This window comes from Sulfurovum aggregans (assembly GCF_055385215.1).
This window is the reverse complement of the sequence record NZ_AP042387.1, coordinates 80,853-105,185: the sequence shown is the minus strand read 5'-3', so window position 1 is coordinate 105,185 and position 24,333 is coordinate 80,853. Positions and strand designations below refer to the sequence as shown.

20 protein-coding genes are annotated in these 24,333 nt (G+C 41.2%); 16 read left to right on the top strand and 4 right to left on the bottom strand.

All coding sequences use genetic code 11. The features are described from left to right. The first annotated feature begins 25 nt into the window (after positions 1–25). Positions 26–997, top strand: coding sequence for a 6-phosphofructokinase (locus ACZ48W_RS00450; RefSeq protein ID WP_464828801.1), 972 nt, complete (start codon positions 26–28; stop codon positions 995–997). Position 998: 1 nt separating this feature from the next. On the opposite strand, the gene ACZ48W_RS00445 is transcribed toward ACZ48W_RS00450, so the two are convergent. Then, positions 999–1,601, bottom strand: a complete 603-nt coding sequence (locus tag ACZ48W_RS00445; RefSeq protein WP_464828800.1) for a DUF2238 domain-containing protein — start codon at positions 1,599–1,601, stop codon at positions 999–1,001. A gap of 189 nt (positions 1,602–1,790) precedes the next feature. On the opposite strand from ACZ48W_RS00445, the gene ACZ48W_RS00440 reads away from it, so the two are divergent. Together ACZ48W_RS00440 and ACZ48W_RS00435 are read left to right on the top strand one after the other, a co-directional pair. Then, on the top strand, positions 1,791–3,110 hold the full coding sequence (locus ACZ48W_RS00440) for an IS1380 family transposase (protein ID WP_464827689.1): 1,320 nt from the start codon (positions 1,791–1,793) through the stop codon (positions 3,108–3,110). A 255-nt stretch (positions 3,111–3,365) separates the two neighbouring features. Next, entirely contained in the window at positions 3,366–3,890 is a 525-nt protein-coding gene (locus tag ACZ48W_RS00435) for an O-acetyl-ADP-ribose deacetylase (protein WP_464828799.1), read from the top strand. Between the two features lie 40 nt (positions 3,891–3,930). On the opposite strand, the gene amrS is transcribed toward ACZ48W_RS00435, so the two are convergent. Further along, positions 3,931–4,956, bottom strand: a complete 1,026-nt coding sequence (gene amrS / locus ACZ48W_RS00430) for an AmmeMemoRadiSam system radical SAM enzyme (RefSeq protein WP_464828798.1) — start codon at positions 4,954–4,956, stop codon at positions 3,931–3,933. A gap of 161 nt (positions 4,957–5,117) precedes the next feature. Between amrS and metK the strand changes: the two genes are divergently transcribed. From metK to ACZ48W_RS00380, 10 genes are all read left to right on the top strand, one after another. Then, positions 5,118–6,332 carry a methionine adenosyltransferase gene (gene metK / locus ACZ48W_RS00425; protein WP_464828797.1) on the top strand — a complete coding sequence of 405 codons (1,215 nt, stop codon included), beginning with the start codon at positions 5,118–5,120 and terminating at the stop codon, positions 6,330–6,332. A gap of 89 nt (positions 6,333–6,421) precedes the next feature. Then, positions 6,422–6,766 carry a TraR/DksA family transcriptional regulator gene (locus ACZ48W_RS00420; protein ID WP_464828796.1) on the top strand — a complete coding sequence of 115 codons (345 nt, stop codon included), beginning with the start codon at positions 6,422–6,424 and terminating at the stop codon, positions 6,764–6,766. Between the two features lie 105 nt (positions 6,767–6,871). Continuing rightward, positions 6,872–8,011: an alanine dehydrogenase gene (gene ald, locus ACZ48W_RS00415; protein ID WP_464828795.1), complete on the top strand. Its 1,140-nt coding sequence runs from the start codon at positions 6,872–6,874 to the stop codon at positions 8,009–8,011. Beyond that, positions 8,008–10,395: a Lon protease family protein gene (locus ACZ48W_RS00410; protein WP_464828794.1), complete on the top strand. Its 2,388-nt coding sequence runs from the start codon at positions 8,008–8,010 to the stop codon at positions 10,393–10,395. The genes ald and ACZ48W_RS00410 overlap by 4 nt, the downstream gene beginning before the upstream one ends. A 106-nt stretch (positions 10,396–10,501) precedes the next feature. After that, the gene (locus ACZ48W_RS00405) at positions 10,502–11,308 is read left to right on the top strand and encodes an N-formylglutamate amidohydrolase (RefSeq protein ID WP_464828793.1); all 807 of its coding nucleotides are present in this window, start codon (positions 10,502–10,504) and stop codon (positions 11,306–11,308) included. Between the two features lies 1 nt (position 11,309). Then, complete coding sequence (locus ACZ48W_RS00400; protein ID WP_464828792.1) at positions 11,310–11,954, top strand: hypothetical protein; 645 nt, start codon at positions 11,310–11,312, stop codon at positions 11,952–11,954. A gap of 89 nt (positions 11,955–12,043) precedes the next feature. After that, a complete protein-coding gene (locus tag ACZ48W_RS00395; RefSeq protein ID WP_464828791.1) occupies positions 12,044–13,204 on the top strand; it encodes a flavohemoglobin expression-modulating QEGLA motif protein in 1,161 nt (386 codons plus the stop codon). Further along, on the top strand, positions 13,201–14,244 hold the full coding sequence (locus ACZ48W_RS00390) for a glutathione synthetase (protein ID WP_464828790.1): 1,044 nt from the start codon (positions 13,201–13,203) through the stop codon (positions 14,242–14,244). The genes ACZ48W_RS00395 and ACZ48W_RS00390 overlap by 4 nt, the downstream gene beginning before the upstream one ends. Positions 14,245–14,365: 121 nt before the next feature. After that, the gene (locus tag ACZ48W_RS00385) at positions 14,366–15,661 is read left to right on the top strand and encodes an NfeD family protein (RefSeq protein WP_464828789.1); all 1,296 of its coding nucleotides are present in this window, start codon (positions 14,366–14,368) and stop codon (positions 15,659–15,661) included. A gap of 3 nt (positions 15,662–15,664) precedes the next feature. Further along, entirely contained in the window at positions 15,665–16,426 is a 762-nt protein-coding gene (locus ACZ48W_RS00380) for a slipin family protein (RefSeq protein WP_464828788.1), read from the top strand. Between the two features lie 103 nt (positions 16,427–16,529). Here ACZ48W_RS00380 and ACZ48W_RS00375 read toward each other — a convergent pair whose 3' ends face one another. Both ACZ48W_RS00375 and ACZ48W_RS00370 read right to left on the bottom strand, forming a co-directional pair. Continuing rightward, a complete protein-coding gene (locus tag ACZ48W_RS00375) occupies positions 16,530–18,518 on the bottom strand; it encodes a glycyl radical enzyme family protein (RefSeq protein ID WP_464828787.1) in 1,989 nt (662 codons plus the stop codon). Positions 18,519–18,715: 197 nt separating this feature from the next. Continuing rightward, on the bottom strand, positions 18,716–19,228 hold the full coding sequence (locus tag ACZ48W_RS00370) for a type 1 glutamine amidotransferase domain-containing protein (RefSeq protein WP_464828786.1): 513 nt from the start codon (positions 19,226–19,228) through the stop codon (positions 18,716–18,718). 292 nt (positions 19,229–19,520) lie between these two features. Here ACZ48W_RS00370 and ACZ48W_RS00365 point away from each other — a divergent pair, with 292 nt between their 5' ends. The 3 genes from ACZ48W_RS00365 to otsB all read left to right on the top strand — a co-directional run bounded on the left by ACZ48W_RS00365 (position 19,521) and on the right by otsB (position 24,325). Continuing rightward, positions 19,521–19,955: an Hsp20/alpha crystallin family protein gene (locus ACZ48W_RS00365; protein ID WP_464828785.1), complete on the top strand. Its 435-nt coding sequence runs from the start codon at positions 19,521–19,523 to the stop codon at positions 19,953–19,955. Positions 19,956–20,372: 417 nt separating this feature from the next. Continuing rightward, positions 20,373–20,765, top strand: a complete 393-nt coding sequence (locus tag ACZ48W_RS00360) for a hypothetical protein (protein WP_464828784.1) — start codon at positions 20,373–20,375, stop codon at positions 20,763–20,765. Beyond that, positions 20,762–24,325, top strand: a complete 3,564-nt coding sequence (gene otsB / locus ACZ48W_RS00355; RefSeq protein WP_464828783.1) for a trehalose-phosphatase — start codon at positions 20,762–20,764, stop codon at positions 24,323–24,325. Before ACZ48W_RS00360 ends, otsB begins: the two co-directional genes overlap by 4 nt. Positions 24,326–24,333: the final 8 nt, after the last annotated feature.

Here is a 24,333-nt window from a genome sequence, read left to right as displayed (position 1 = left end):
TTTAATCTATTGAAAAAGGCAAACCATGAAAAATATAGCCATACTCTGTTCGGGTGGTGATGTTTCAGGAATGAATGCTGCATTGAAACGTTTTGTTGAATACAGTATAGAAAAAGGCCTTACACCTTATTTTGTAAATAATGGTTTTGAAGGCTTGATAGATAATGAAATATATAAAGCCGGCTACAGTGATGTCAGCGGTATCATTTCCCGTGGTGGTACCAAAATATATACATCTCGTTCAAAACGTTTTATGGAACAGGAATATCGGAAACTGGCCATAAACAACCTTATATCTCATGAAATAGCTTATCTGATCATTTTGGGAGGTGATGGTTCCTTCAAAGGTATGCAGCTCCTAAGCAATGAAAGTGATGGGATAAATTTCAGCGGTATTCCTTCCACAATAGATAATGATATTGCCGGGACAGAATACTGTCTGGGTGTAGATACGGCACTGAATGTCATAAAGTCTGCAATAGACTCTATCCGTGATACAGCTTCATCATTTAGTCGAGCCTTTATTATAGAGATAATGGGAAGAGAATGCGGTTATCTGACCCTGATCTCTGCACTTACAAGTGGAGCAGAAATGTGTCTGATACCGGAAATACCCTATGAGTTGGATACCTATAAAGTACTGTTCAAAAAACAGATCAAAGAAGGCAGAAAGTATTTTATTGCTCTTGTCTCTGAATCTTTGAAAAATTCTGAAGAAGTTTCACAATGGTTTGAAAAAGAAGTAGGTATTGAATCCCGTATTACTGTACTTGGATATATACAGCGTGGAGGCACCCCTACAGTCTATGACCGTCTTATGGCTTTTCATTTTGTCACACATGCCATAGATGCTCTGCTTGAAGGGAAGAAAAGTTCTGTTATATGTTACAATAAGGGAGTATTCGAGTCTAAAAAGATCGAAGAGGTTTCTTTTCAAAAATATGAGATCAACAGTGACCTTCTGAAGTTCGGTATGGAGTATGGCAGAATGAACTGAATCATGTATCACTATGATGATGCAATAGCTTTTTATAGTTTTTATAAAAAGTGATATTGATCAAAGCACCGATAAGCGCAGCAAGAGTATCTTTTTGTGCATCCCATATATCTCCCTGTGTTCCCAAAAAGGCTAAACCAAGTTCCGGATGGAATGTGATGGCAGCAAACCATTCAAGCATTTCATACAGTGTGGAGATGGAAACGATCATTGTAAAGGTAAAGAGTAAAGCCGGTTTCAGTGTTGAAACACTGGGTCTGATCATCTCAAAAATGATCCTGTATGTGAGCAATCCAAAAAGAAAATGTACCAGACGGTCAAAATGGTTTCGTTCAAATCCGAAAAACTCAGTGATCATATTAAAATGTTCCATCTCTGCATAAGTATAATGTGATCCCAATGAATGCAGACTGGCAAATATCAGAAGTAATATTAAACTGATAGAGCTGAACCTGTACTTTGTATCTAACCATATGATCAGAGGAAAAACAAGAAAAACTAATACATTTTCAAGAAGCCAATCTTGGGGATATTTAGGGTTTATCGCCATGATGATCCATACAAATACATAAGCAGCATAGATCATTTTATGTGACCGGGGCATAAGATACTCCTTTGATTTACAGTATTATACACTAAAATTATTTTGATATCTCATCTCTGTTATACCCAAATCCCGAAATAGAAAAACAAAAGAATAAGTGAAGATGCCGTAAAATACGAAGAAAGCCAGAGAAAAAGCCCACTCAACGCTTTCACCCAATGGGTGAGCTTTTTCCAGGAGGATAAAAGTATGGCACAAAGTGTTTTAAATTTCACTGTAGAGAGCACCGAAGAGAGACTGACACCCAGAGCAGGAGAGGCAGTCTTTGGAGAGTTTTTAAAAGCAATCAAGCTTGATCGGTTATGCAACCGATATCTTCCTTTACCTAAAAGTAACCGAGGCTACGATCCTTATACCTTTATCCATTCACTTGTTCTAATGTTACACAGTGGAGGCAGATATCTGGAGGATATCCGCACCCTTCAGTCCGATCACGCACTCCAAGAACTACTTGGGATAAAGCATATTCCCACAGCAGACAGTATCGGCAAATGGCTCAAACGCTCCGGCAAAGTCAAGATGTCGGGGATGGAAAAACTCAACCGTACCTTGCTACAACGCTATCTTCGCAGAATAGATGAACCTTTGGTGCTTGATATTGATGCAACCGTGATAGAAAGCCATAAATCTATTGCGTTTACCACCTATAAAATGTTCCCGGGATTTACTCCCATCATTGGGCATCTTAATGGCGGCTATGTGATTCATCAGGAGTTTAGAGCCGGTAATGTAGCACCTGCTGATCATAATCTTGCATTCGTCAAACAGTGTGAAGCACAACTTCCCAAACATCGAAAACTCTCCTATCTGAGAGCCGATAGCGCTTCGTATCAGTCATCACTGTTCAATTATTGCAATAATCGTAATATCATCTATGTGGTAGGCGGGCATCTTGACAGGAGTGTACTGACAAACATTGAAACAATTGATTCCTGGGAACCCCTTAGAACAATAAAAGGTACCGCACATCATCTCAAAGAAGAGGTAGCAGAATTTTACCACACGATGCAGAATACCGATCATGCCTTTCGTATGATTGTGATTAAAAAAACCACCACCCCATTGCTGCATGGCATGGAGGCGTTTCTAAGCCAGGAAGAGAAGCTGGCACTCGCTTCTGAACGTTACAGTGTGATTGCCACCAATGACTTGGAGAAAACAGCTGAAGAGATTGTACGCTTTTACCGACAACGGGGTGATACCAGTGAAAACCGAATCAAAGAACTGAAAAACGGGTTCAATCTGAAGTACCTGCCAACTTCAGACTTTCAAGCCAATGCGCTCTACTTTCATATCGGTACATTGGCATACAACCTGTTCATACTCTTTAAACGTATATTACATGTCAGCTGGCAAAAACACACCATTCAAACCATTCGCTATAAACTGTATCATATTGCAGGTAAAGTAGTCCATCATGCTCGCCAAATCGTGCTTAAAGTCAATGAAGCGTTTGTGGATATCCTCAATCACATACGGCATCAATGCTATTTGCTCAGTTTAGAGTAGCAACTTCACCACTGCGGCATTCCCTTTATCATTTCTTCTTCAGACAAAGTGACAGGATAGCTATGTCAAAAAATCAGGAAAATGGCTTTAAAAAGAGTATTTGACGCACCACTTTGTTGACATAGGGATACAAAGAGCTCTTTTAAGCACACTTTTTTACAGTTCGGAGACAAAAACGGGTTATAGTCTCTCAATTTTTATGAAATGAATTTTCTATTTCGGGATTTGGGTTATAATATAATAAAAAGGTCATATATGCACAATAACATTATCCTCAAAACAGGGGATATCACCAAAGAAAATGTCTGTGCTGTCGTCAATGCAGCCAACAATTCACTTTTTGGAGGTGGCGGTGTGGATGCTGCAATACACAAAGCCGGAGGATCGACGGTCCTGGAAGCTTGCAGAAAGATACGGGAAGAGAAATATCCCAACGGACTGCCCACAGGTGAAGCTGTAGCAACAACGGCCGGAGATCTTCCGGCACAGTATATACTCCATACGGTGGGTCCTGTTTATCATCTGTGTGGTAACAATTGTGATTCCCTTTTGGCATCATGTTATGGGAATTCACTCAAAGTGGCAGTTGAACTTGGATGCAGGAATATTGCATTTCCTGCTATTTCAACAGGTATTTACGGATATCCAAAAGAGAAAGCAGCACGCATTGCCTATGAAACAGTCAAACGTTTTTTATTAGAGGAAGGATATGATATCAAAATCTATTTCATATTTCATAACGATGAAGATAAAAAAACCTTTGAGAAAGCGATCCGCTAACAAGAGTTTTTTCATACTTCATATTTCAGCTTGACTCTTTTTAGTGCCATAATCCTTCCAGAGAGTACCCGCAATGCGGACAGATACCATTATCGTCAAGTTCATTGGTGACGTACTGCCCGATATGTCCTTTCCGATCGATCACTCTATTTTTACATTTTGGACAGTAAGTTGATTCATGCTCTTCATCATCAATATTACCGACATAAACATATTGCAACCCTTCTTCTTTACCTATCTCATATGCTCTGAACAATGTTGAGCCTGGGGTAGGGGGAACATCAAGCATCTTGTACATCGGGTAAAATGCAGAGAGGTGCCATGGTATGGTTGGATCAACCTCTGCAATGAATTTGGCAATATTTCTTATCTCTTCGTCTGAGTCATTCTTCCCTGGGATCAACAGTGTTGTTATTTCGACCCATATTCCTTTTTCATAAGCATATTTGACACATTCAAGTACTGGTTTCAGCCTGGCACCACAGATCTCTTTGTAGAACTCCTCTGTAAAACCTTTGATATCTATATTCATTCCGTCGATATACGGTGCAAGCAGGTCTAGGGCCTTGTGTGTTTCAAATCCGCTGGTGACATAGATATTTTTCAGTCCTTTCTCATGTGCAAGTTTTGCCGTATCATATGTATATTCAAAAAATACGATCGGCTCATTGTAGGTATAGGCGATGGATTTACATCCATTTTCTATTGCAAGTTCAACGATCTTCTCAGGAGGGAGCTCCTCGCCGAATATCTTGTGCTCATGCTCTTTTGGGTATTGGGAGATATCAAAATTCTGACAAAATTTACAGGAAAAGTTGCAACCAACTGTTCCAAACGAAAAAGCTGTACTGCCAGGCAGGAAATGGAACATCGGTTTTTTCTCTACCGGATCTATGTTCACTGCAGCGGCAAGTCCGTACACAAGAAGTTTGAGCTCACCGTTCTCAACTTTTCTTATCCCGCAGATTCCGTATTCACCTTCATCCAGCTTACACGACTGTGCACATGCCTGACATAGAATTTTTCCGCTGCCGAGTTTTTTACTTAACCATGCTGTTACTGACATCTTATTCTCCTTTTTATATTTTTTTTGTATCTTTCTTCATTATACTATTAAAATCATTCGTTTGGAATACCTGTTATTCGGGTAAATTATTATGATAGAATATAAAATATAGGTTAGAGTAAAGATCTATATGTGACCATAAAGGAAAGGAGGAGTCTCTTATGTATCTTTTTGCTTCAGAATCTGTATCAGCAGGGCATCCGGACAAATGTGCCGATATTATTGCCGATTCGATCGTAGATAAATTGTTACAGCTTGATCCTGATGCGAAAGTAGCAACTGAAGTGTTTATCAGCGGTAAACATATTATCATAGGAGGAGAAGTCACAACCAAGTTCCCTGTGGACTCTGCATTCTATGAAAGTATTGCCAAGCAGGCACTTAAGCAGATAGGGTATCCGGAATCCGGATTTAAAAGAGGTGAAACACTTTTTCCCGAAGAGACAGATATTCAGGTCTATGTCAGTAAACAATCTCCTGATATCACCATGGGAGTGGTTAAAGAGAATGATGAGATAGGTGCCGGAGATCAGGGGATGATGTTCGGTTATGCAAGCAGTGAGCGTGAAGATTATATGCCTGCAGCCTTAGCATATGCCCGAGAGATCAGGGATGTATTGTATCAATATGCGCTTGAACATCCTGAGACATTCGGTGTGGATCTCAAAACGGAAGTGGTCATGGATTATGGCAGTAAAGAAAATTTTGATAATTGCCGGCCTGAACGCATTGCAAAGATCATTGTGGCAATTTCTCACAGTAGTACGATAAAACAGAAAGAAGTTCAGGCGTTGGTTAAAAAGATCATAGCAGAGGAAGTAAAGTTTGAAGCAGGGCATTTTGACGCAGACAGGATAGTATTTTATATTAACAATACAGGAAGATTCGTCAGACATTCTCCAATTGCTGATTCGGGTTTGACCGGCAGAAAGGTGGTGTGTGATACCTATGGTGGTTATGCCCCTATAGGTGGAGGATCACAGAGCTCAAAAGACTATAGCAAGGTTGACCGGTCGGCACTCTATGCTGCCAGATGGCTGGCAAAACATATCGTAGCGGCAGGACTTGCAAAAAAAGCTCTGGTACAGCTCTCTTATGTGATCGCTGAACCCAGACCGATCTCTGTAACGGTTAATACAGAGCATACAGCCTTGACCGATCTTAAAGACGAAGAACTATCCCGGATGATCGCTGAGAAATTCTCACTCACACCCAGATGGATCACGGACAAGTTTGGATTGGACCGACCATATAAGGAGCATTTTTTATATGCAGAGGTTGCAGCAAAAGGACAGATCGGATATGCAGAATATCCATGGGAAAAACTGGATGAACTGGATTGGTTCAGGTGTTTAATGAATCAAACTCCAGAATAGCCTCTTTAAAGTTTCTCCTGTATTGCTTTTATCTTTTTGATTTCAAAATCTATTGGAAAGTGATATAATAAAAAAAGAAGGAGTATATGATGAAAAAAAGAAATGATCTTGACTTTGATAAATTTGAAAAAATACTTAAAGAGAGAGTGGTACAGCTTGAAGACAATATAACACAGCTTAAAGGAGAATTGGAGGATGTAGGCAGTGATGACGGGATCAATGATGTTGAAGACCTTGTTTCATTGAAGAATATCAGCCAAAAAGACAATACCCTTTTGGATCAGCAGGAGAATGAGCTCAAAGAAACCTATCATGCACTGACAAAAATAAAGAACGGAACATACGGGATATGTGAAAAAAGTGCTAAACCCATACCTTTTGAAAGGCTGGAGGCAAATCCTATAGCAAGGCATATAGTAGGAATAGAGGATTAAAGAATAGTCTTATGAAACGTTTATAATTGTTTCATGGTGCCTTACAGGGCAAGCGTCAGTAAGAGGAATTTTACTGGGCTTTTTTTGCTAAAAGGAGATTTTCGAATGAAAATTGGTATTCCAAAAGAGATAAAGACCAAGGAGTATAGGGTTAGTATTATCCCTTCGGGTGTTAGGCTGCTTGTTCAAAGCGGACATGATGTCTATATTGAAAAAGATGCCGGAGAAAAAAGCGGGTTTTCTAATGATGACTATAAGGAAGCCGGTGCAATTATCCTTCAATCTCCCCAAGAGATATATCATACCTGTGAAATGATCTTAAAGGTCAAAGAGCCCCAACCCCATGAGTATGATCTTTTAAAACAGGGGCAAATACTTTTTACCTATCTTCATCTTGCTCCCCTGAAAGAACTGACCGAGATACTCAAAGAAAAAGAAGTAATAGCTATAGCGTATGAAACAGTACAAGAAGGGAAAAAAGTACCTCTGCTTGAACCTATGAGCCAAATTGCAGGTAAGATCGCACCGATGGTCGCAGGCTATTTCCTCTCAGCCCATAACAATGGAATGGGGGTACTGATAGGTAAAACCAGTGGTGTTCTACCAACAAAAGTATTGATCATAGGAAGCGGTACAGTAGCTAAAAATGCAGCCAAAATTGCAGCCGGAATGGGTGCTGATGTCATTATTATGGGAAGAAACCCAAGCAGTATGGCTGAACTTGAAGATATAATGCCAGAAAATGTTTCAACGATTTACTCCAACACCTACAATATGGAAAAGATCCTACCTACAGTAGATATCGTCATAGGAGCAGTCTATGTTACAGGCGAGAAAGCACCTCACGTGATCACAAGGGAGATGCTCTCTCTTTGTAAAAAAGGAGCGGTTTTAGTAGACGTTGCTATTGATCAGGGGGGATGTATAGAGACTTCCAGACCAACAACACATGATGATCCTGTTTTTGAGGTAAATGGTGTGATACATTACTGTGTTGCCAATATGCCTGGAGATTATCCTGTAACTTCTACACAGGCATTGGCAAATGCAACAATTCCTTATGTGAAAAAGATCGCAGACATGGGATGGAAGAATGCCAGTTTACAAGACAGTGCTATCTATAGCGGTGTCAATGTTGCAGGCGGATTTGTGACGGAACAGCCTGTAGCCAAAGCGCATCAGATGGAATATCACGAGCTAAAAGCTATTATTGATAATTGTCCAGAGTTTGGAGGCAGAGTATGATAAAACCACTTAATGTTGATAAGCTTTATAAGTATTGTGACTTGGAGATATTTGATTTTAAAACTACTGCAGAACTGGAAGAGCTTGATGAGATCATAGGGCAGAGTAGAGCGCTCAAAGCGATCAGTTTCGGAATCGGCATAAAGAAAGAAGGATATAATCTTTATGCTATGGGAAAACTTGGCAGTGGAAAACACAATGTTGTTGAAAAATTCATTCAAAGTCATGCTAAAGATGAGAAGAAAGCGGGAGACTGGTGTTATGTGAACAATTTTGAAGATCCCCAAAAGCCGATCTCCTTAAAACTTCTGCCTTCTATAGGGGTACAGCTTAAAAATGATATGGAAGAGTTTATAGAGGAGTTGAAAAGTATCATTCCGTCTATTTTTGAGAGTGAAGAATATAGGGAAAAGAAGCAGTCTATCATCAACAGACTCAATGAGATTAAGAAACAATCTTTTCAAGAGCTGAAAGAGAAAGCAAAGCAAGAATTCATATCTATCTACTATACGGCATCGGGTTACACACTTTCTCCTATGAGCAAAGAAAACAAAATTCTTGAAAAACACGAATATCAGGCGCTTAGTGATAAAGAGAAAGGGAAGATCCAGGAGAAGATCAAAAAATTTACAATACAAATAGAAAATACTGCACAAGATATGGTGATAAAAAGCAGAGAGCAGCAAAAAGAGATCAGAGAACTTGAACGGGCTATGACAAAAAAGGCTGTAGACAACAGTATAGATGAGTTGAAAAAGAGATATCAAAATTACGATAAAGTCGTAACCTATCTGCAAAGTATTGAAGAGGATATTATCAAAAACTCTCAAGATTTTTTACCTTCAACACAGAGTAATTTTTTATTTATGGGAATAGGATCAGCAAAAGGCAGCGGTATATTTAACAAATATCGTGTCAACGTCCTTGTAAGCCATAAAGATGGAGAAGGTGCTCCGATCATTTATGAAAATAATCCAACGTATGCAAACCTTTTTGGAGAGATAGAATATATTGCGCAAATGGGTACACTTTTGACTGATTTTAATCTTATCAAACCTGGTGCATTACATAAAGCTAATGGCGGATATCTAATCTTGGATGCTTCAAAGGTATTGATGCAGCCTTTTGTCTGGGAAGGACTCAAAAGGATGCTCCGATCCGGTGAAATACGTATAGAGTCTTTAGCTCAGTCTCTTAGTCTGAGCAGTACACTTACATTGGAACCACAGACAATAGCATTGGATATTAAGATTGTTTTGATCGGAAGCAGAATACTTTATTATCTACTCTATAACTATGATCCGGAGTTTAAAGAGCTTTTTAAGATCAATGCTGATTTTGAAAATGATACCCAGAGAAATGATGAAAATAGCCTGCTCTATGCCAAAATGATCGGTATGATTGCAAGAGAGAATGCACTTTTGCCTTTGGATAAAGAGGCTGTAGGTAAAGTGATCGAATATAGTTCCCGATTGGCAGAAGATAGTCAAAAGCTATCAACACACTTAGGAAGTTTAAATGACCTGTTGCAGGAGGCTGATTTTATTGCCAGACAGAAGAAACTGCAAACGATCAATAAAGCTGAAATAGTTCAAGCGATCGTTGAAAAGATCGAGAGGTCAGATAGGATCAAAGATCAAATTTACGAAGCAATTCAAAGAGGAACGATCCTCATACAGACTGATGGAAATGCTATAGGACAGATAAATGGTGTAGCTGTCCTGGATCTTGGAAATTTCTCTTTTGGACATCCTTCCCGGATCACAGCACTTACCCGACTTGGCAAGGGGGGAGTGGTCAATATAGAGCGAGAAGCGAAACTCAGTGGGCCGACACACGATAAAGGCATAATGATACTTTCAGCTTATTTGGCAGCTACCTATGCCAAGGATTTTCCACTTAGCATAACGGCAACACTGGTATTTGAGCAATCATACAGTAAAATTTATGGTGATAGTGCTTCATGTGCAGAGCTGTTCGCTCTACTTTCTTCACTAAGTGAAATAGCTCTGGACCAATCCATTGCTGTAACGGGTTCAGTCAATCAACATGGCCAAGTTCAGGCAGTAGGTGGCATCAATGAAAAGATAGAGGGCTTTTTTGATGTATGCTATCTTGTAAGCAGTACCAAAAACAATGGCATTATTATCCCTGCATCAAATGTAGAGCACCTAATGTTGAAAGAGGATGTCCTGGAAGCTGTGAAAAGTGATATATTTAAGATCTATGCTATTGAGAGTATTGATGAAGGGATGGAGATACTCACCGGTAAAGCAAGCGGTAAAAAAGATAAAAACGGTAAATTTACAAAAGGGAGTATCAACTATCTTGTGGAGGAGAAGCTGAAACATCTTGCAAATAAAAGCAAGCAAAAAAAGATATAAAAAAAGTAGAAGTATTTGTAGATATGATCAGATTAATTTCATCATCTGTTAAGTTTGAAAATCTCCTATTTTATATTAGGGTATAATCATAGAAGAAGGAGACGAGATGAAACGGTCATTTTGGCTGATAGAAACCGATCACTCTCCGATAGTAGCTACAGCCTTGCATTGCGGCCATGAGTTAAGAGCTGGGATGGAAGAGAATATGGCTCTTGACGAATTGCAAAGATTAAGAGAAGAAGATCCTTTTACTGATACCTTTACGCAAATTGCCAAGAATCGAGTTGTAGATACTCATACCAGATTTGAAGTCGATTTTAACAGGCCCAGAGATAAAGCTGTCTACAAAGAACCTGAAGATGCCTGGGGTTTACATATATGGCATACTGCACTCTCTAAATTGGAGATAAAAAAATCTCTATCTTCCTATGATCTCTTTTATAAAGAGTTAAAAACCTATTTTAGCAATATTATCAAAGAATATGGATGTGTTGTTGTGCTGGATATTCATTCATATAACCACAGAAGATCAGGCCCCAGTGCACCATATGCTGATCCTCTGTTTAATCCTGAGATCAATATTGGAACCAAAACGTTGAAAAATCCTGAGAAATGGCACCATTTGATAGAGAGTGTAATAGAAGAGATGAGAGCGTATGACTATCAGGGTAGACATCTTGATGTTCGTGAAAATGTAAAGTTCTGTGGAGGATATTTTGCCCAGTGGATACATGAAAATTTTTATCCACATGCATGCGTTTTATCTATAGAGTTTAAAAAGTTTTTTATGGATGAATGGAGTGGAGAAGCAGATCCGGATCAAATTGAAGAGATTACAAAGATGCTTAAAACCATTCTGCCGGTGATCAATAAAGAGCTACATAAGCTGAAAGAGAGAAGTGATGGAGAATAATATGATAATTACGGATGATTTTATTCAAAGTATTTGCGAAAAGATAAGAAAAAATAAACCTGTCAGGATGGATCTGCCGGGATGGGGCAGAGTGCATATCGATCGTCAATTACCGTTTTTGTGCCTCTATAGGTTGCCAAAGGGCAGAGAGGATGTCGGAACACAAAAGTTGGTTCTGTCGGAGGCATCTTATATCATCGCAGAGGAGGCATTAACAGACAGCGGTCTGGGTAAATTGGTTGAAGCGATCGCCAAAACTATCAGTGAAGAGTGCGGTGCTTTTTTATTGATCGAGGTTTGGTCAATGTGTTTCCCGAAAGAAGAAGATGTGCTCTCTGTGGAAAACACCACAGAAGCATTTATGATTGTTTCAAAAAAACGGGGATTATTGACACCTGTGATCGAGACTATGAAAAATGGACTCTCAAGAGTAAAAATTGATCACATCAGAGCAGATGTCTGTATAAAAAACAGTATAGCCATAGCACCACAGGGCATGCAGCCTATTATTGATATCAGGAGTTTAAGTGGCACAAGCAGTTATATGCTTGGGTTGGCAGTCAAGCCGATCTATCAGGACCAGGAGGGGGTGGTACTTTATCCTTTTGAACTCTCTAAACTTCAAAAGGCATTTCTAAAGCACTGAAAAAAACTTTTTTCACCTTTGTCAGAAAACATACGACTGCTGTAACTTCTGATTATCGGGAACTTGGACGTAAAGGTGTGACCAAGGTAGTGTACAAAATCGATGACGCGATGGCAAAGATAGAAGACAGTTTTGATTTTTTGCTTCAAGTGAGTCCGGTAAACAGTAATGAAGCATGGAAAGAGTTTCAATCGACCGATTTTAAAGAGATACCTCTTTTCTGTTATCGTCCCAGACCATTTGATCCCTCATTGGTCAAAAGAGCGCTTTTTAGGATCCCGATAGAGGAGATCGAAGATCCTGTACTTACTGAGATCTTTATGCAAAAAAGGGATGAGATAGACAGAAAACTAACGATGCTGAATGACAGGGGAACTTCAAAGTTTCTTCATGGAAGTATACAGATATACGGAGATGTTGAGAGGGAGTTGTTGGAGACTGCAAAAGATATTTTAACTGCCATTTCTCAACTGCAGCCAAAAGAGCGTGTCAAAGAGATGGTGGATGCAGTGACCTTTGCAAGAGCAGCCAAAGAGGAGATATCCTACTATAAGCAGATCTATCCGAGTGTTGATGCCAAAGTCGAGATCCGTGATGATATTGCATCCGGTGCGATGGTAAGTAGCGGGAACTTTCTGATATACCGATGGTCTAATTTTCCCAAAGATCGTGTAGAAGCACTGATCCATCATGAGATCGGAACCCATATCCTGACTTATTTCAACGGTTTTTCGCAACCTTTTAAACAGCTTCATACAGGGCTTCGTGGCTATGATGAGATGCAAGAGGGTATTGCTGTACTTTCAGAGTATCTATGCGGTGGATTAAATATATATAGGATCAAAGTATTGGCAGGAAGGGTGATTGCGGTCAACGCAATGATCCACGGAGCTACATTTGTCGATACTTTTCATCTACTCAAAGAGGAGTATGGATTTCTGCCAAAAACTGCTTTTAGTATCACAATCAGAGTATTTCGTGGCGGAGGCTTGACAAAAGATGCTGTATACCTGAGAGGTCTCTTGCAGGTATTTGACTATATCAAAGAGGGCGGGAAGCTTGATCTGTTATTTGTCGGCAAGATCGCGGCAAACCATATCCCTATCGTACAGGAGCTGCTTTATCGAAAAGTGTTGCACGAGCCGCCTTTGTCACCCAGGTATCTGAAAGATGATGAGGCACTGAAGCGTTTGGAAAAGATAAAAAACGGTTTTGGTATCTTGGATATTATTGATGAGGAGATGAGATGAGAATTGGATTTGTACTCAATGACGTGATGAATGAAACATTGCCAAGTACTACGATTAACTTGGTAGTTTCAGCTTTGCATATGGGACATGAAGTCTGGCTGATGGGTGTGGCTGATTTTGCTTATGATCCGAACGATACAATACATGCCCATGCGGTCAGCGCTTCAAAAAAGAGATTTAAAGACACTGAGGAGTATATGTGTCATATCGTGAGCAAAGATGCAAAAAAAGAGCGTATAACGGTAGAAGATCTGGATGTGTTAATGCTTCGAAATGATCCGGCAGCGGATTTTGACAAGCCATGGGCGCAACATGCTTCTTTGGTTTTTGGTTTTGTTGCAGCAGAGCATGGTGTGATCGTCCTAAATGATCCCGAAGGACTCAAAAAAGCGATCAACAAGATGTATTTTCAGCAATTTCCAAAAGATATCAGATTAAAAACTCTGATCACAAAAAACTATCAGGATATACTTGGGTTTTATCGCAAAAATAACAAAAAAATCATCATCAAACCGCTTTTGGGATCGGGAGGCAGAAATGTCTTTTTGGTGCAGCCCGAAGATGAGGGTAATATTCAACAGATGACTGAGGCAGTGATGAGAGACGGTTATGTGATCGCTCAGGAGTTTTTTGAGCCCGCTTCCAAAGGTGATATACGTCTTTTTATGGTCAATGGCAAACCGTTTGAGGTCAATGGCAAATATGCAGCGATCAAAAGGATCAGCTGCGAAAAAGGTATCCGAAGCAATCTCCATGCAGGAGGCCATCCGGAACCGATAAAAATAACGGATAAGATTTTGGAACTCGCAGAGATTGTCAAACCCAAATTGATACAAGACGGGATATTTCTTGCAGGACTTGATATCGTGGAGGATAAATTACTGGAAGTCAATGTATTCAGTCCGGGTGGTCTTAATATCGCAGGCAAGCTTGAAAATGAAGATTTTTGTACGGCATTGATCGAAGCACTGGAACAAAAGGTAGCATATAAGCGATATTATGTGAGAAGTTTTGATAATGTTGAGATGAACACTCTGTGATATAGATATCTGTTCTACTCTTTTAAGAAAAATTAATATCTCTTTATCACTTGACTTTCTTTGTACTTATTGGATACTATGAATTATAATTATCTTTAAGATTGGATTATGGGTGAACAAGATGAAACGATTACTCTTTTTAGTACTTCTGATAGCCTTATCGCTTTTCGCTACTGCTTCTACAATCATAAAATTAGAGATAAAAGGTACTATCGGTCCTGCCAGCAGTAACTATCTCAAAGAGGGGATGGATGCTGCAGTACGTCAAAATGCTCAGATGATGCTGATCGAATTGGATACTTCAGGAGGTCTCTCTACCTCTATGCGAGAGATGATACAGGTGATCACAAACAGTACTCTTCCTGTCATCATCTATGTCTCTCCAAAAGGTGCACGCGCTGCAAGTGCCGGAACCTATCTTCTTTATGCTTCTCATATAGCAGCCATGGCGCCTGGAACGAATCTTGGTGCTGCTACTCCAGTCAGTCTGATGCCCACACCGAAGATCACAGATTCAAACACCAGCAGCCCTTCTGCTCTTGAGAAAAAAGTGATCAATGATGCTATAGCTTATATCAAAAGTCTGGCTGAACTGAATGAGCGTAATATCTCCTGGGCTATAGATGCTGTGAAAGAGGCCAAAAGCATCTCTGCCAAAGATGCTCTGCGCTATGGTGTCATCGACCTGATGGCTGAGGATACCAATGAGCTGTTGAGTAAACTTGAAGGTAGAAGCGTTACTGTTTCCGGAAAGAGTATCATACTGCAAACAGAAGGTGCGGTGATACAGACCTTTGAAGCTGACTGGAAAACCCAGTTTCTATTCATCATTACCAACCCCAATATTGCCTATATACTTCTGCTTATAGCCATCTACGGTATTTTTTTCGAGTTAATGAACCCCGGTGGAATATTTCCCGGTGTGATCGGGGTGATCTCAGGTGTGATCGCACTTTATGCATTGAATATGATCCCTTTTAATTATGCGGGATTGTTGCTGATCCTTCTGGGCATAGCTTTTATGGTGGCAGAAGTTTTTATCGTCGGATTTGGTATTTTAGGTATTGGCGGGGTTGTTGCTTTTGCCTTTGGATCACTGCTGCTGTTTGATGCGCAGACTCTCGGCAGCGGGGTGTCCATACCTCTGATCATTGCTTTCTCTCTGGTCAGTTTGGGATTTTTTATTTTTGTTTTACGGTTTCTTCTGCACTCCAGATCTGTAAAAATAGTAACCGGTATGGATGAGATGGTAGGTGCCACTGCCGAAGTACTTGAATCGACGAAAGAAGGGTACCGTGTCCGCTGTCATAGCGAGATATGGTATGCAACGTCGGATAGTGTACTTGAAGTTGGTCAAAATGTACGTGTAGAGAGTCTGTCCGGATTGATACTGCATGTGAATCCAATCAAGGAGTAAATTATGTTACCTGTTATACCAATGACAACCCTTTATATCGCGGTGATAGTGCTTGTTATACTGGCATTTGCCATACGTATTTTACGTGAATACCAGCGTGGAGTGATCTTTACTCTTGGCCGTTTTACCGGAGTGAAAGGTCCGGGACTGATCATTTTGTTCCCGTATATCCAACAGATGGTACGAGTCGATCTGCGTACCATTGTTCTGGATGTTCCGACACAGGATGTCATCTCGCACGATAATGTTTCTGTGCATGTCAATGCTGTTGTGTATTTCCGGGTGATTGATCCTGAAAAAGCAATTATCCAGGTGGAGGATTTTTATGATGCTACAAGTCAGCTTGCCCAGACGACCCTGCGTTCTGTTTTGGGTGGACATGAACTGGATGAGATGCTGGCAGAACGTGAGCGGCTGAACATTGATATTCAGAAGATACTGGACAAACAGACGGATACCTGGGGGATCAAGATCTCTAATGTCGAGATCAAGCATATTGATCTTGATGAGAGTATGGTACGTGCCATTGCCAAACAAGCAGAAGCAGAACGGGAACGTCGTGCCAAAGTGATTAACTCTAAAGGAGAGCTCGAAGCAAGTGAGAACCTTCTTGCAGCGGCTAATATACTGAGCGAAAACCCCCAGGGAATCCAGTTGCGTTATCTACAGACGTTGAGTGATATTTCCAATGATAAAACCAATACAGTGGTCTTCCCGTTCCCGACAGATTTTCAGCAGTTTATGAAGAGGATGGTAAAAGAGTAGTTGACCATGTCCTCCAGTTCTAACAGCTCTCTCTAAAGATAAAGGGTGAGAGGTACACCCTTTGCTTTATATTTGAAAAATGACAACAACACTCCTTCTCTTTTTACAGTTCGCACGAATCATTCGTGCAAAAACGACTCTCCATACCGTTACTGACGCCAAAATCACTCCAGTCGATCGACGGCATCTTGGTTAAACGTGCTTCATATTCCTCTTTGGAAATCCCCTCATAGGGCATCTGCACATAGGCACCGGTATCAGTGTGTGGCAGCATGGAGACCGACTTGATGACCGGTGCGAACAGTGCCAGCATATTTTCAATCTGCGCACCCTCGGTTTTCGGGTCAAAATAGATGGTACAGCTGACCATATTGTCACTCCATTCGCGCTGCAGCATTGCCAGAAATGAAAACTGCTCCCATGCTGAAACAGAGGTTGCTTTTCTTGTTTTTCCCTGATCGATGGGAAACTCAAAAACAGTTGTATTCGCGCTGTATCGATCATCTTCATACGGGATACCTGGCGCTTTGAGTAGCTCGCAGATACGGGATGTATTGCCGACGCGTATTCGGCGGATCGCATACTGGAATGTTGGAAAATGCATGCCGGAACTAACACCGACCAACTGACTGATAGTACCTGAGGGTTTGACCGTCGTTACTCTCACCGATGCAGAAACAGCTGCTTCTGCCGCAAGTTCATGATTGACGGCACGTACAAGTTTATACCCCTTTCGCAGTCTTCGCGTCAGTTCTGTTGCACCCAATTCATCGAGTATATCAGCAGCACCCGAAAGACTGACACCGATACGGCGGTTGCGCACTATGATCGTATTTGTTTCCGGACGGTGTGTCGGCAGCAGTGCAACGGTTGAAGCGTAAAAAGTAGCAAACTCCAATGCTTCGTAAAACGCTTCTTCCTTGGTGCATCGTGCCGGAAAAACTTCGGCCAGATTACAGAGCTCAAAACTCTCCAGAGGAATTTCGGAGCAGGGATTTGTCAGCCAAGCCCGGTCTTCCGACTGCTCACCGTAACGGGCATATTTTTGTACATTGATCAGGTTCATTATGCCCGGCTCTCCGTTATCGCGTATATGTTTTGCGATCATCGGCAATTTTTCAAAATCCTCCTTTTTTTCCAATACAACGGTATTGTTTGACATCCAGCCGATTTCGGCACGTTCGGGATTTTTTGCATAATCTTTCAGTTCAAGAAAAGTCCTGTCATCCACGGAACCCAGTGATATTTCGGCACTTCTTCGCACATTTCCTGCCACAATACAGGCACCGATCGCATTCATTACATCAACGACACAACGCGTCTTATCGATCTCTCCCTTACAATAACTGTCCAGATAGTTCTCAGTACGCTCATGCAGTTCTTTCAATGGGGCCGGACCTGATGCCGTACCGCCAAAACCATGAATAGGAGAGCCCTCAGGACGGATCTTGCTATAGTCAAACTCAAACCAGGCACCCCCTTTTGTATAGCTATCGATCAGCAGCCGTACCGAGGCCACCCACCCCTCTTTACTGTCTGGAATGACATAGGGAACCGGTCTCGATTTGTCCGGTATGGCAACATTTTCACCTTTCCATACTGTGTTGAAGCCGACTCCGACTCCACACATCAGCATATCCATAGTCCAGTCCGCCGCAAGGGAGAGATCTGTTGTATCCACAGCACCGCAGTTGTTTAATGCTGCACCTCCGCGCTCATAAACATACTCTGTGCCCATGATCCACAGACCACGCCCCGGTGGCAGCCACTTCATATCGAACATAGTCATCGCAAGTTTTTTGGCATAGAGCTGCCACTTCGTTTCATCCCAGGACAGACGGTTCAAGACATAATGGTTTTTACGAATTGACATCACCCCATTGATCACCCGAATGACAGTATCCGGCCAGTGCTCCTGTGTACCATCGGGTTTGATCCGGCTGTATGTACGATAATAGGTTGCCTCACCAAAACCTCCGAAACCGAACTCAGCCTTTTTGGAAAGGATCTTGTTACAAAATGCCTCTTTGAGGCGGAACCGTTCTTTGACAACTACTTTTGATCGCAGGACTTCTTTATCTTCTAGACTCATAATATCCTCTTCTTGATAAGCAACGATCCACCCGAAAAATATGAGTGTGGTTGCGGTTTTAAATAGGGGCACTTGTATTTTATTTTATCCAACTCTTACAGATAGATGGATTTATTAAACCCGAATTGTGCAATCCTGTTGCATAATTCGGGTTGAAAAATGTCCCTCTTGTTTCAGTACCGATTTTCTCTCTCCCATTATGGGTGCCCTATATGTAAAGCCTGTTTAATCTCTTCTATAAAAGCCTTCAGATCTGAAGGCTGTCTGGAGGTGATCAGGTTTTTATCCACTACCACTTCCTCATCCTTATATGTAGCACCGGCATTTTTTAACTCTTTTGCAATGCTCTTATAGCCTGTAACAACTCTTCCTTCCAGCAGACCGGCAGAGAGCAGTATCTGAGGACCATGACATATGGCAGCTACCGGTTTGTTCTGTTTAAAAAAGTATCGGGCTATCTCCAATGCCTTTGGTTCTTTACGTATCACAGAAGGTGCTTTTCCTCCGGGGAGAATGAGTATATCATACCTCTCTGGATCTACTTCATCCAGTGTCATAGTAGCATGTATATTATATCCATGCTTCCCGATAATAGCACCTTTTTTCAAAGAAGCGATATCCACGCTTAAACCTAGTTCTCGAAGACAGTGATAGGGTATTTTCAATTCAGAGTCTTCAAAAAGATCTGCACTGATAATCAAAGCTCTCATATTTTCTTTCTCCCAAAAATTTGTTTCTTCAATGTTGGTACCAGACAACTATTTTTTCTTACAAGTGTTCTATTCTTTTATACAGGAATTATAGCGTATAGTTGTCGGAGGCCATCTCCGCAGTGTATGGGCGAAAACATTCTAACTCTTTTATTCTTTTAAAATTACAGGTATTTAGCTGCTGCGATAACAATACTATAAGTTTAGTTATCTATATATATAATTTTTGACAGTAATAGACTAAACTAGATATAATGGTTCGTAGCAGAATTATTAGATAAAGGAGATAATCATGTTATTAGCAAAATTTGATCCAATGAGAGATTTCAGAGATCTGGAAGAGAGATTGATGACAGCATTAAAATTGCCGGATATCGCGGAGCTTTCAAACGTTTCTGGCTTTTCACCTTCTGTCAATACGAGAGAAGGTGAGTATGCCTATCATATAGAGGTGGATCTGCCGGGAGTCAAAAAAGATGATATCCATGTAGATATTAAAGATAATGTTTTGACCATTTCGGGTGAGAGAAAAACCCAAAAAGAGGTTAAAAAGAAAGATTACTACAAGATGGAGAGCTCTTACGGTAAGTTTCAAAGAAGCTTTACGCTCCCTGAAAATACAGATATTGAAAACATCGAAGCAAATTCGCAGGATGGTGTACTTGAGGTAGTGATACCGAAGATGGAAAAAAGCAAAAAAGAGACGAAAAAGATCAAGATCAAGTAATCTTTTACCATTGAGAGGGATATATCCCTCTTAATTGTTTTAAAACGTAATTTGATATGCTAGTGTCAAGCAGAGAAAAATCTCCTATCTCCTATCCCCTTTTCTAAAATATATTTTATTGTTCCATTTGTACTGATGAGTGCCGGTGTTGTTGTGCTGCTTGGATTTGAAAATGATCTTTTGTTTCATATTGCAATCTATTTGTTACTGATTGAAATGGTGGAAAATATTGCTATTACAATCATACTGCCCAAACAGAAAACCAATATCCATTCCATTTGGCATGTTTGAAAAGAGAGAGGTTGATTCATGGTCTTCATCATCTGTATTGCAGACATTCAAAGTACTTCAGTCTCCTGCTACAATTTGTAAAATTTTGGAAAACTGTATATATTATGATACCATGTATACATTATTATGGATTACAAAAAAGAAAAATACAGGTTTGCTCTTTTAAAATCAGAATATGATGCGGTGATTTTTGATCTTGATGGCGTTATCACCCAGAGTGCAAAACTTCATGCACGCGCATGGAAAAAGACATTTGATGACTTTTTGGAAAAGTATCACAAAGGAAAATCCTTTGAGCCTTTTGATCTGGACAGGGATTATCTCAGGTTCGTTGATGGAAAACCACGCTATGAGGGTGTTAAAAGTTTTATTGCTTCACGAGACATCAAACTGCCTGAAGGAGAACCCGAAAATCTGCCGGGTGTGGAGACAGTTTATGCAATAGGAAACCAAAAAAATCAGATTTTTCAGCAATTAATAAAAAAGGTGTTGAGGTATATCACTCCAGTATCGAGTTGATCGAATATCTAAAAAGCAGGGGCTTCAAAATAGCTGTGGTATCTTCGAGCAAAAACTGTTCAACTATTCTTGAAAATGCAAATATATCCCATCTTTTTGATGTCAAGATAGATGGGATCGATGCACAGGCTCTTGAGCTTCCGGGAAAGCCCCATCCGGATACCTTTTTAGAAGCAGCCAGGCGGCTTGAAGTCGATCCCAGGCGCTGTGTAGTAGTAGAAGACTCCATCGTCGGTGTGCAGGCGGGAAGGAACGGGGGCTTTGGCATAGTAGTGGGAGTTGATAGAAAAGATCAGGAGGAAGAACTCAAGGCCTCAGGTGCCCAGTGGATAGTCAAGGATCTTTCAGAGATCACGGTCGAAGTTAAGATCACCGACCTTCCTATGCTAATTGAATCAAAAGAGCAGATCTATGACAACATAAAAGATAAAGATATCATACTGCTGCTGGATTACGACGGCAGTCTGACCCCTATCGTCCCACACCCGCAGGATGCATGGCTCAGTGAAGAGATGCGAGAAACCCTGATGAAGCTGACCAACCGGTGTACAGTAGGTGTGATCAGCGGCAGGGGACTGGAAGATGTAAGAAAAAGAGTAGCCATTGGTGGAGTATACTATGCGGGAAGCCATGGCTTTGAGATAGAGGGCCCCGGCGTAAAGATGGAATATGAAAAAGCCCTGGATTTTATTCCTGTTCTGGATGAACTGGAAGAGAGTCTAAGGCGCACACTTGCTTCAGTTGAAGGTGCACTGGTAGAGCGAAAGAGATTCAGTATCGCACTGCATTATAGAAATGTACCCGATAAAGATATCCATCTGGTTGAAACTGCCGCCAATGAAGCCGTTAAAGATAATCCCAAGCTTCGTAAAACGTACGGTAAAAAGATCTACGAACTTCAGCCCGATATTGACTGGAACAAGGGTAAAGCCATCGAATGGCTTATGGATATGCTTGAAATTACAAAAAAAGATACTGCGATCTTCTATCTGGGAGATGATATAACCGACGAAGATGCATTTGGGGCCATTAAAGCCTGCGGCATAGGAATAGTGGTCGGGGATGAGCCCAGAAAGACAGAAGCTCATTACCGCTTGGGTGATGTGGACGATGTTTCTATCTTCCTGAACTGGCTCGCCTTTGCGATACAGGAAGGAGATACATGGTCTCTGGTGTATGAAGGCTTTTCTCCTCATGAAGAAAAACTTCGAGAAACACTCTGTACACTTGGAAACGGCTACTTCGCTACCCGGGGAGCAATGGCTAATTTTTCTGCAAACAATATCCATTATCCGGGAACATATCTGGCCGGTGGGTATAATCGGCTAAAAACCGAGATAGCAGGAAAAGTGGTTAAAAATGAAAGCCTGGTCAATATGCCCAACTGGCTTCTGCTCAATTTTAGAATTGAGGATGGGGATTGGTTTGATCTAAGCCAGGTAGAAATACGTTTTTATCGCCAGGAGTTGGATATAAAAAATGGGATACTTCATCGTATTATCCGTTTCATAGACAAAGAAGGCAGGGAGACCAGAATGCTGGAGAGGCGACTGGTTCATATAGAGCAGAGGCATTTGGCTGCGCTGGAGATGATAGTTGATCCTGTGAACTGGTCTGGGAGGCTGGAAGTGAGATCGACTCTGGATGGAGATATTAAAAACGACGGGGTGGAGCGCTACAAGGGACTGAACAACCGACACTTGAAAATTTTAGAGACAAAAGAGATTGATGAAAAGACCACTCTTTTAGAGATTCAAACAAGTCAGTCAAAACTTGTGCTTGCCCTTGCAGCCAGAGTTATGCTCTATCGAAACAAAGAGCCGATAACATTTGAAAAAACAGTATCTAAAGATCACAGCTGCATTGCTCAGCACTTTGTGATAGATCTTTCAAAGGGTGAGAGACTGGTTATAGAAAAAGTCGTCTCCCTCTTCACCGCAAGGGATCATGCTATTTCCGAATGTGCCCTGGAGGCAAAGCTTAAGGTTGCGGATGTCGGCCGATTTTCCACTTTGCTGCAGACACACGCACTTGAGTGGAAACGGATATGGCACCGATTTGAGATAGAGCTTGAGCTGGAGGATCCAAAGGAGAACTATTATGCTCAGAGAATCCTTCGACTCTATGCTTTCCATCTGCTTCAAACCGCATCCAAACATACCGTTGATCTGGATGCAGGGATGCCGGCAAGGGGTTGGCACGGGGAGGCCTACAGGGGTCATATCTTCTGGGATGAGTTGATCATCTTTCCATTTCTAAATTACCGTCTCCCCCAAATCACAAGAAGTCTGATCCTCTATCGCTATCGTCGCCTTACAGAAGCCAAGCGTGCTGCCATGTCACTTGGCTACAAGGGAGCTATATACCCATGGCAGAGTGGAAGCAACGGCAAAGAGGAGAGTCAACTGATACATTTCAATCCCAGATCCGGGCGATGGATAGCAGATAACTCTCACCTGCAGCGCCATATCAATTCGGCAATTGTCTACAACATTTGGCAGTATTATCAGGTTACAGGTGATTTGGAGTTTCTCTCCTTTTACGGAGCAGAGATGATACTCGAAATTGCCCGTTTCTGGAGCAGCATAGCAACATATAATAAGGATTTGGACAGGTATGAGATTTTGAGGGTAATGGGTCCTGATGAGTATCATGACGGTTACCCCGGGATTGAAGTACCGGGTGTAAATAATAATGCCTACACTAATATCATGGCAGTTTTTGTCATCAACAAGGCGCTGCAGCTGCCGGAGTTGCTCTCTGAGGAGCGATATGGCGAACTGTATGAGAAACTTCAAGTCCAAAAGGCAGAAACGCAGAGATGGGAAGAGATCAGTCGCAAAATGCGAATAGTGTTTCATAGTGATGGGGTCATCAGTCAGTTTGAAGGCTATGAGGATCTAGAGGAGCTTGACTGGAAGAAGTATAGAGAAAAATATAAAAATATTCAGCGTCTGGATCGGATATTGGAAGCGGAAGAGGATACTGCCAACCGTTACAAGGCATCTAAACAGGCTGATGTACTGATGCTGTTCTATCTCTTTTCTGTGGAAGAGCTGACAGGTCTCTTTGAACAGCTTGGCTACAGCTTTGAGTCTGAGACTATATCTAAAAATATCAAATATTATACCGAGCGTACCTCCAACGGTTCGTCTTTGAGCAGAGTTATCCACTCATGGGTATGTGCACGATTGAACAGAGATGTTTCATGGATAGAGTTTACAGAAGCATTAAAAGTTGATATTTCTGATATCCAGGGAGGAACTACCCCTGAAGGAATTCATCTGGGTGCAATGGCCGGATGCTCTGATATTGTCCAGAGATGCTACACAGGATTGGAAGCCAGAGAGGATACACTCATACTCAATCCGCTACTCCCGGAGGAACTCAAGAAGATAAAGCTACATTTATATTATCGTGGGCTGTCGCTTGATCTAGAGATCGGCTCACATAAATTGTGCATCCATGCGCTTCCTTCCGGAATGAAATCGATCAAGATAGAAGTCAAAGGCAGAATTTTTGTACTGAATGCCGGAGAGACCAAAGAGATAGAGTATTGATACATGAA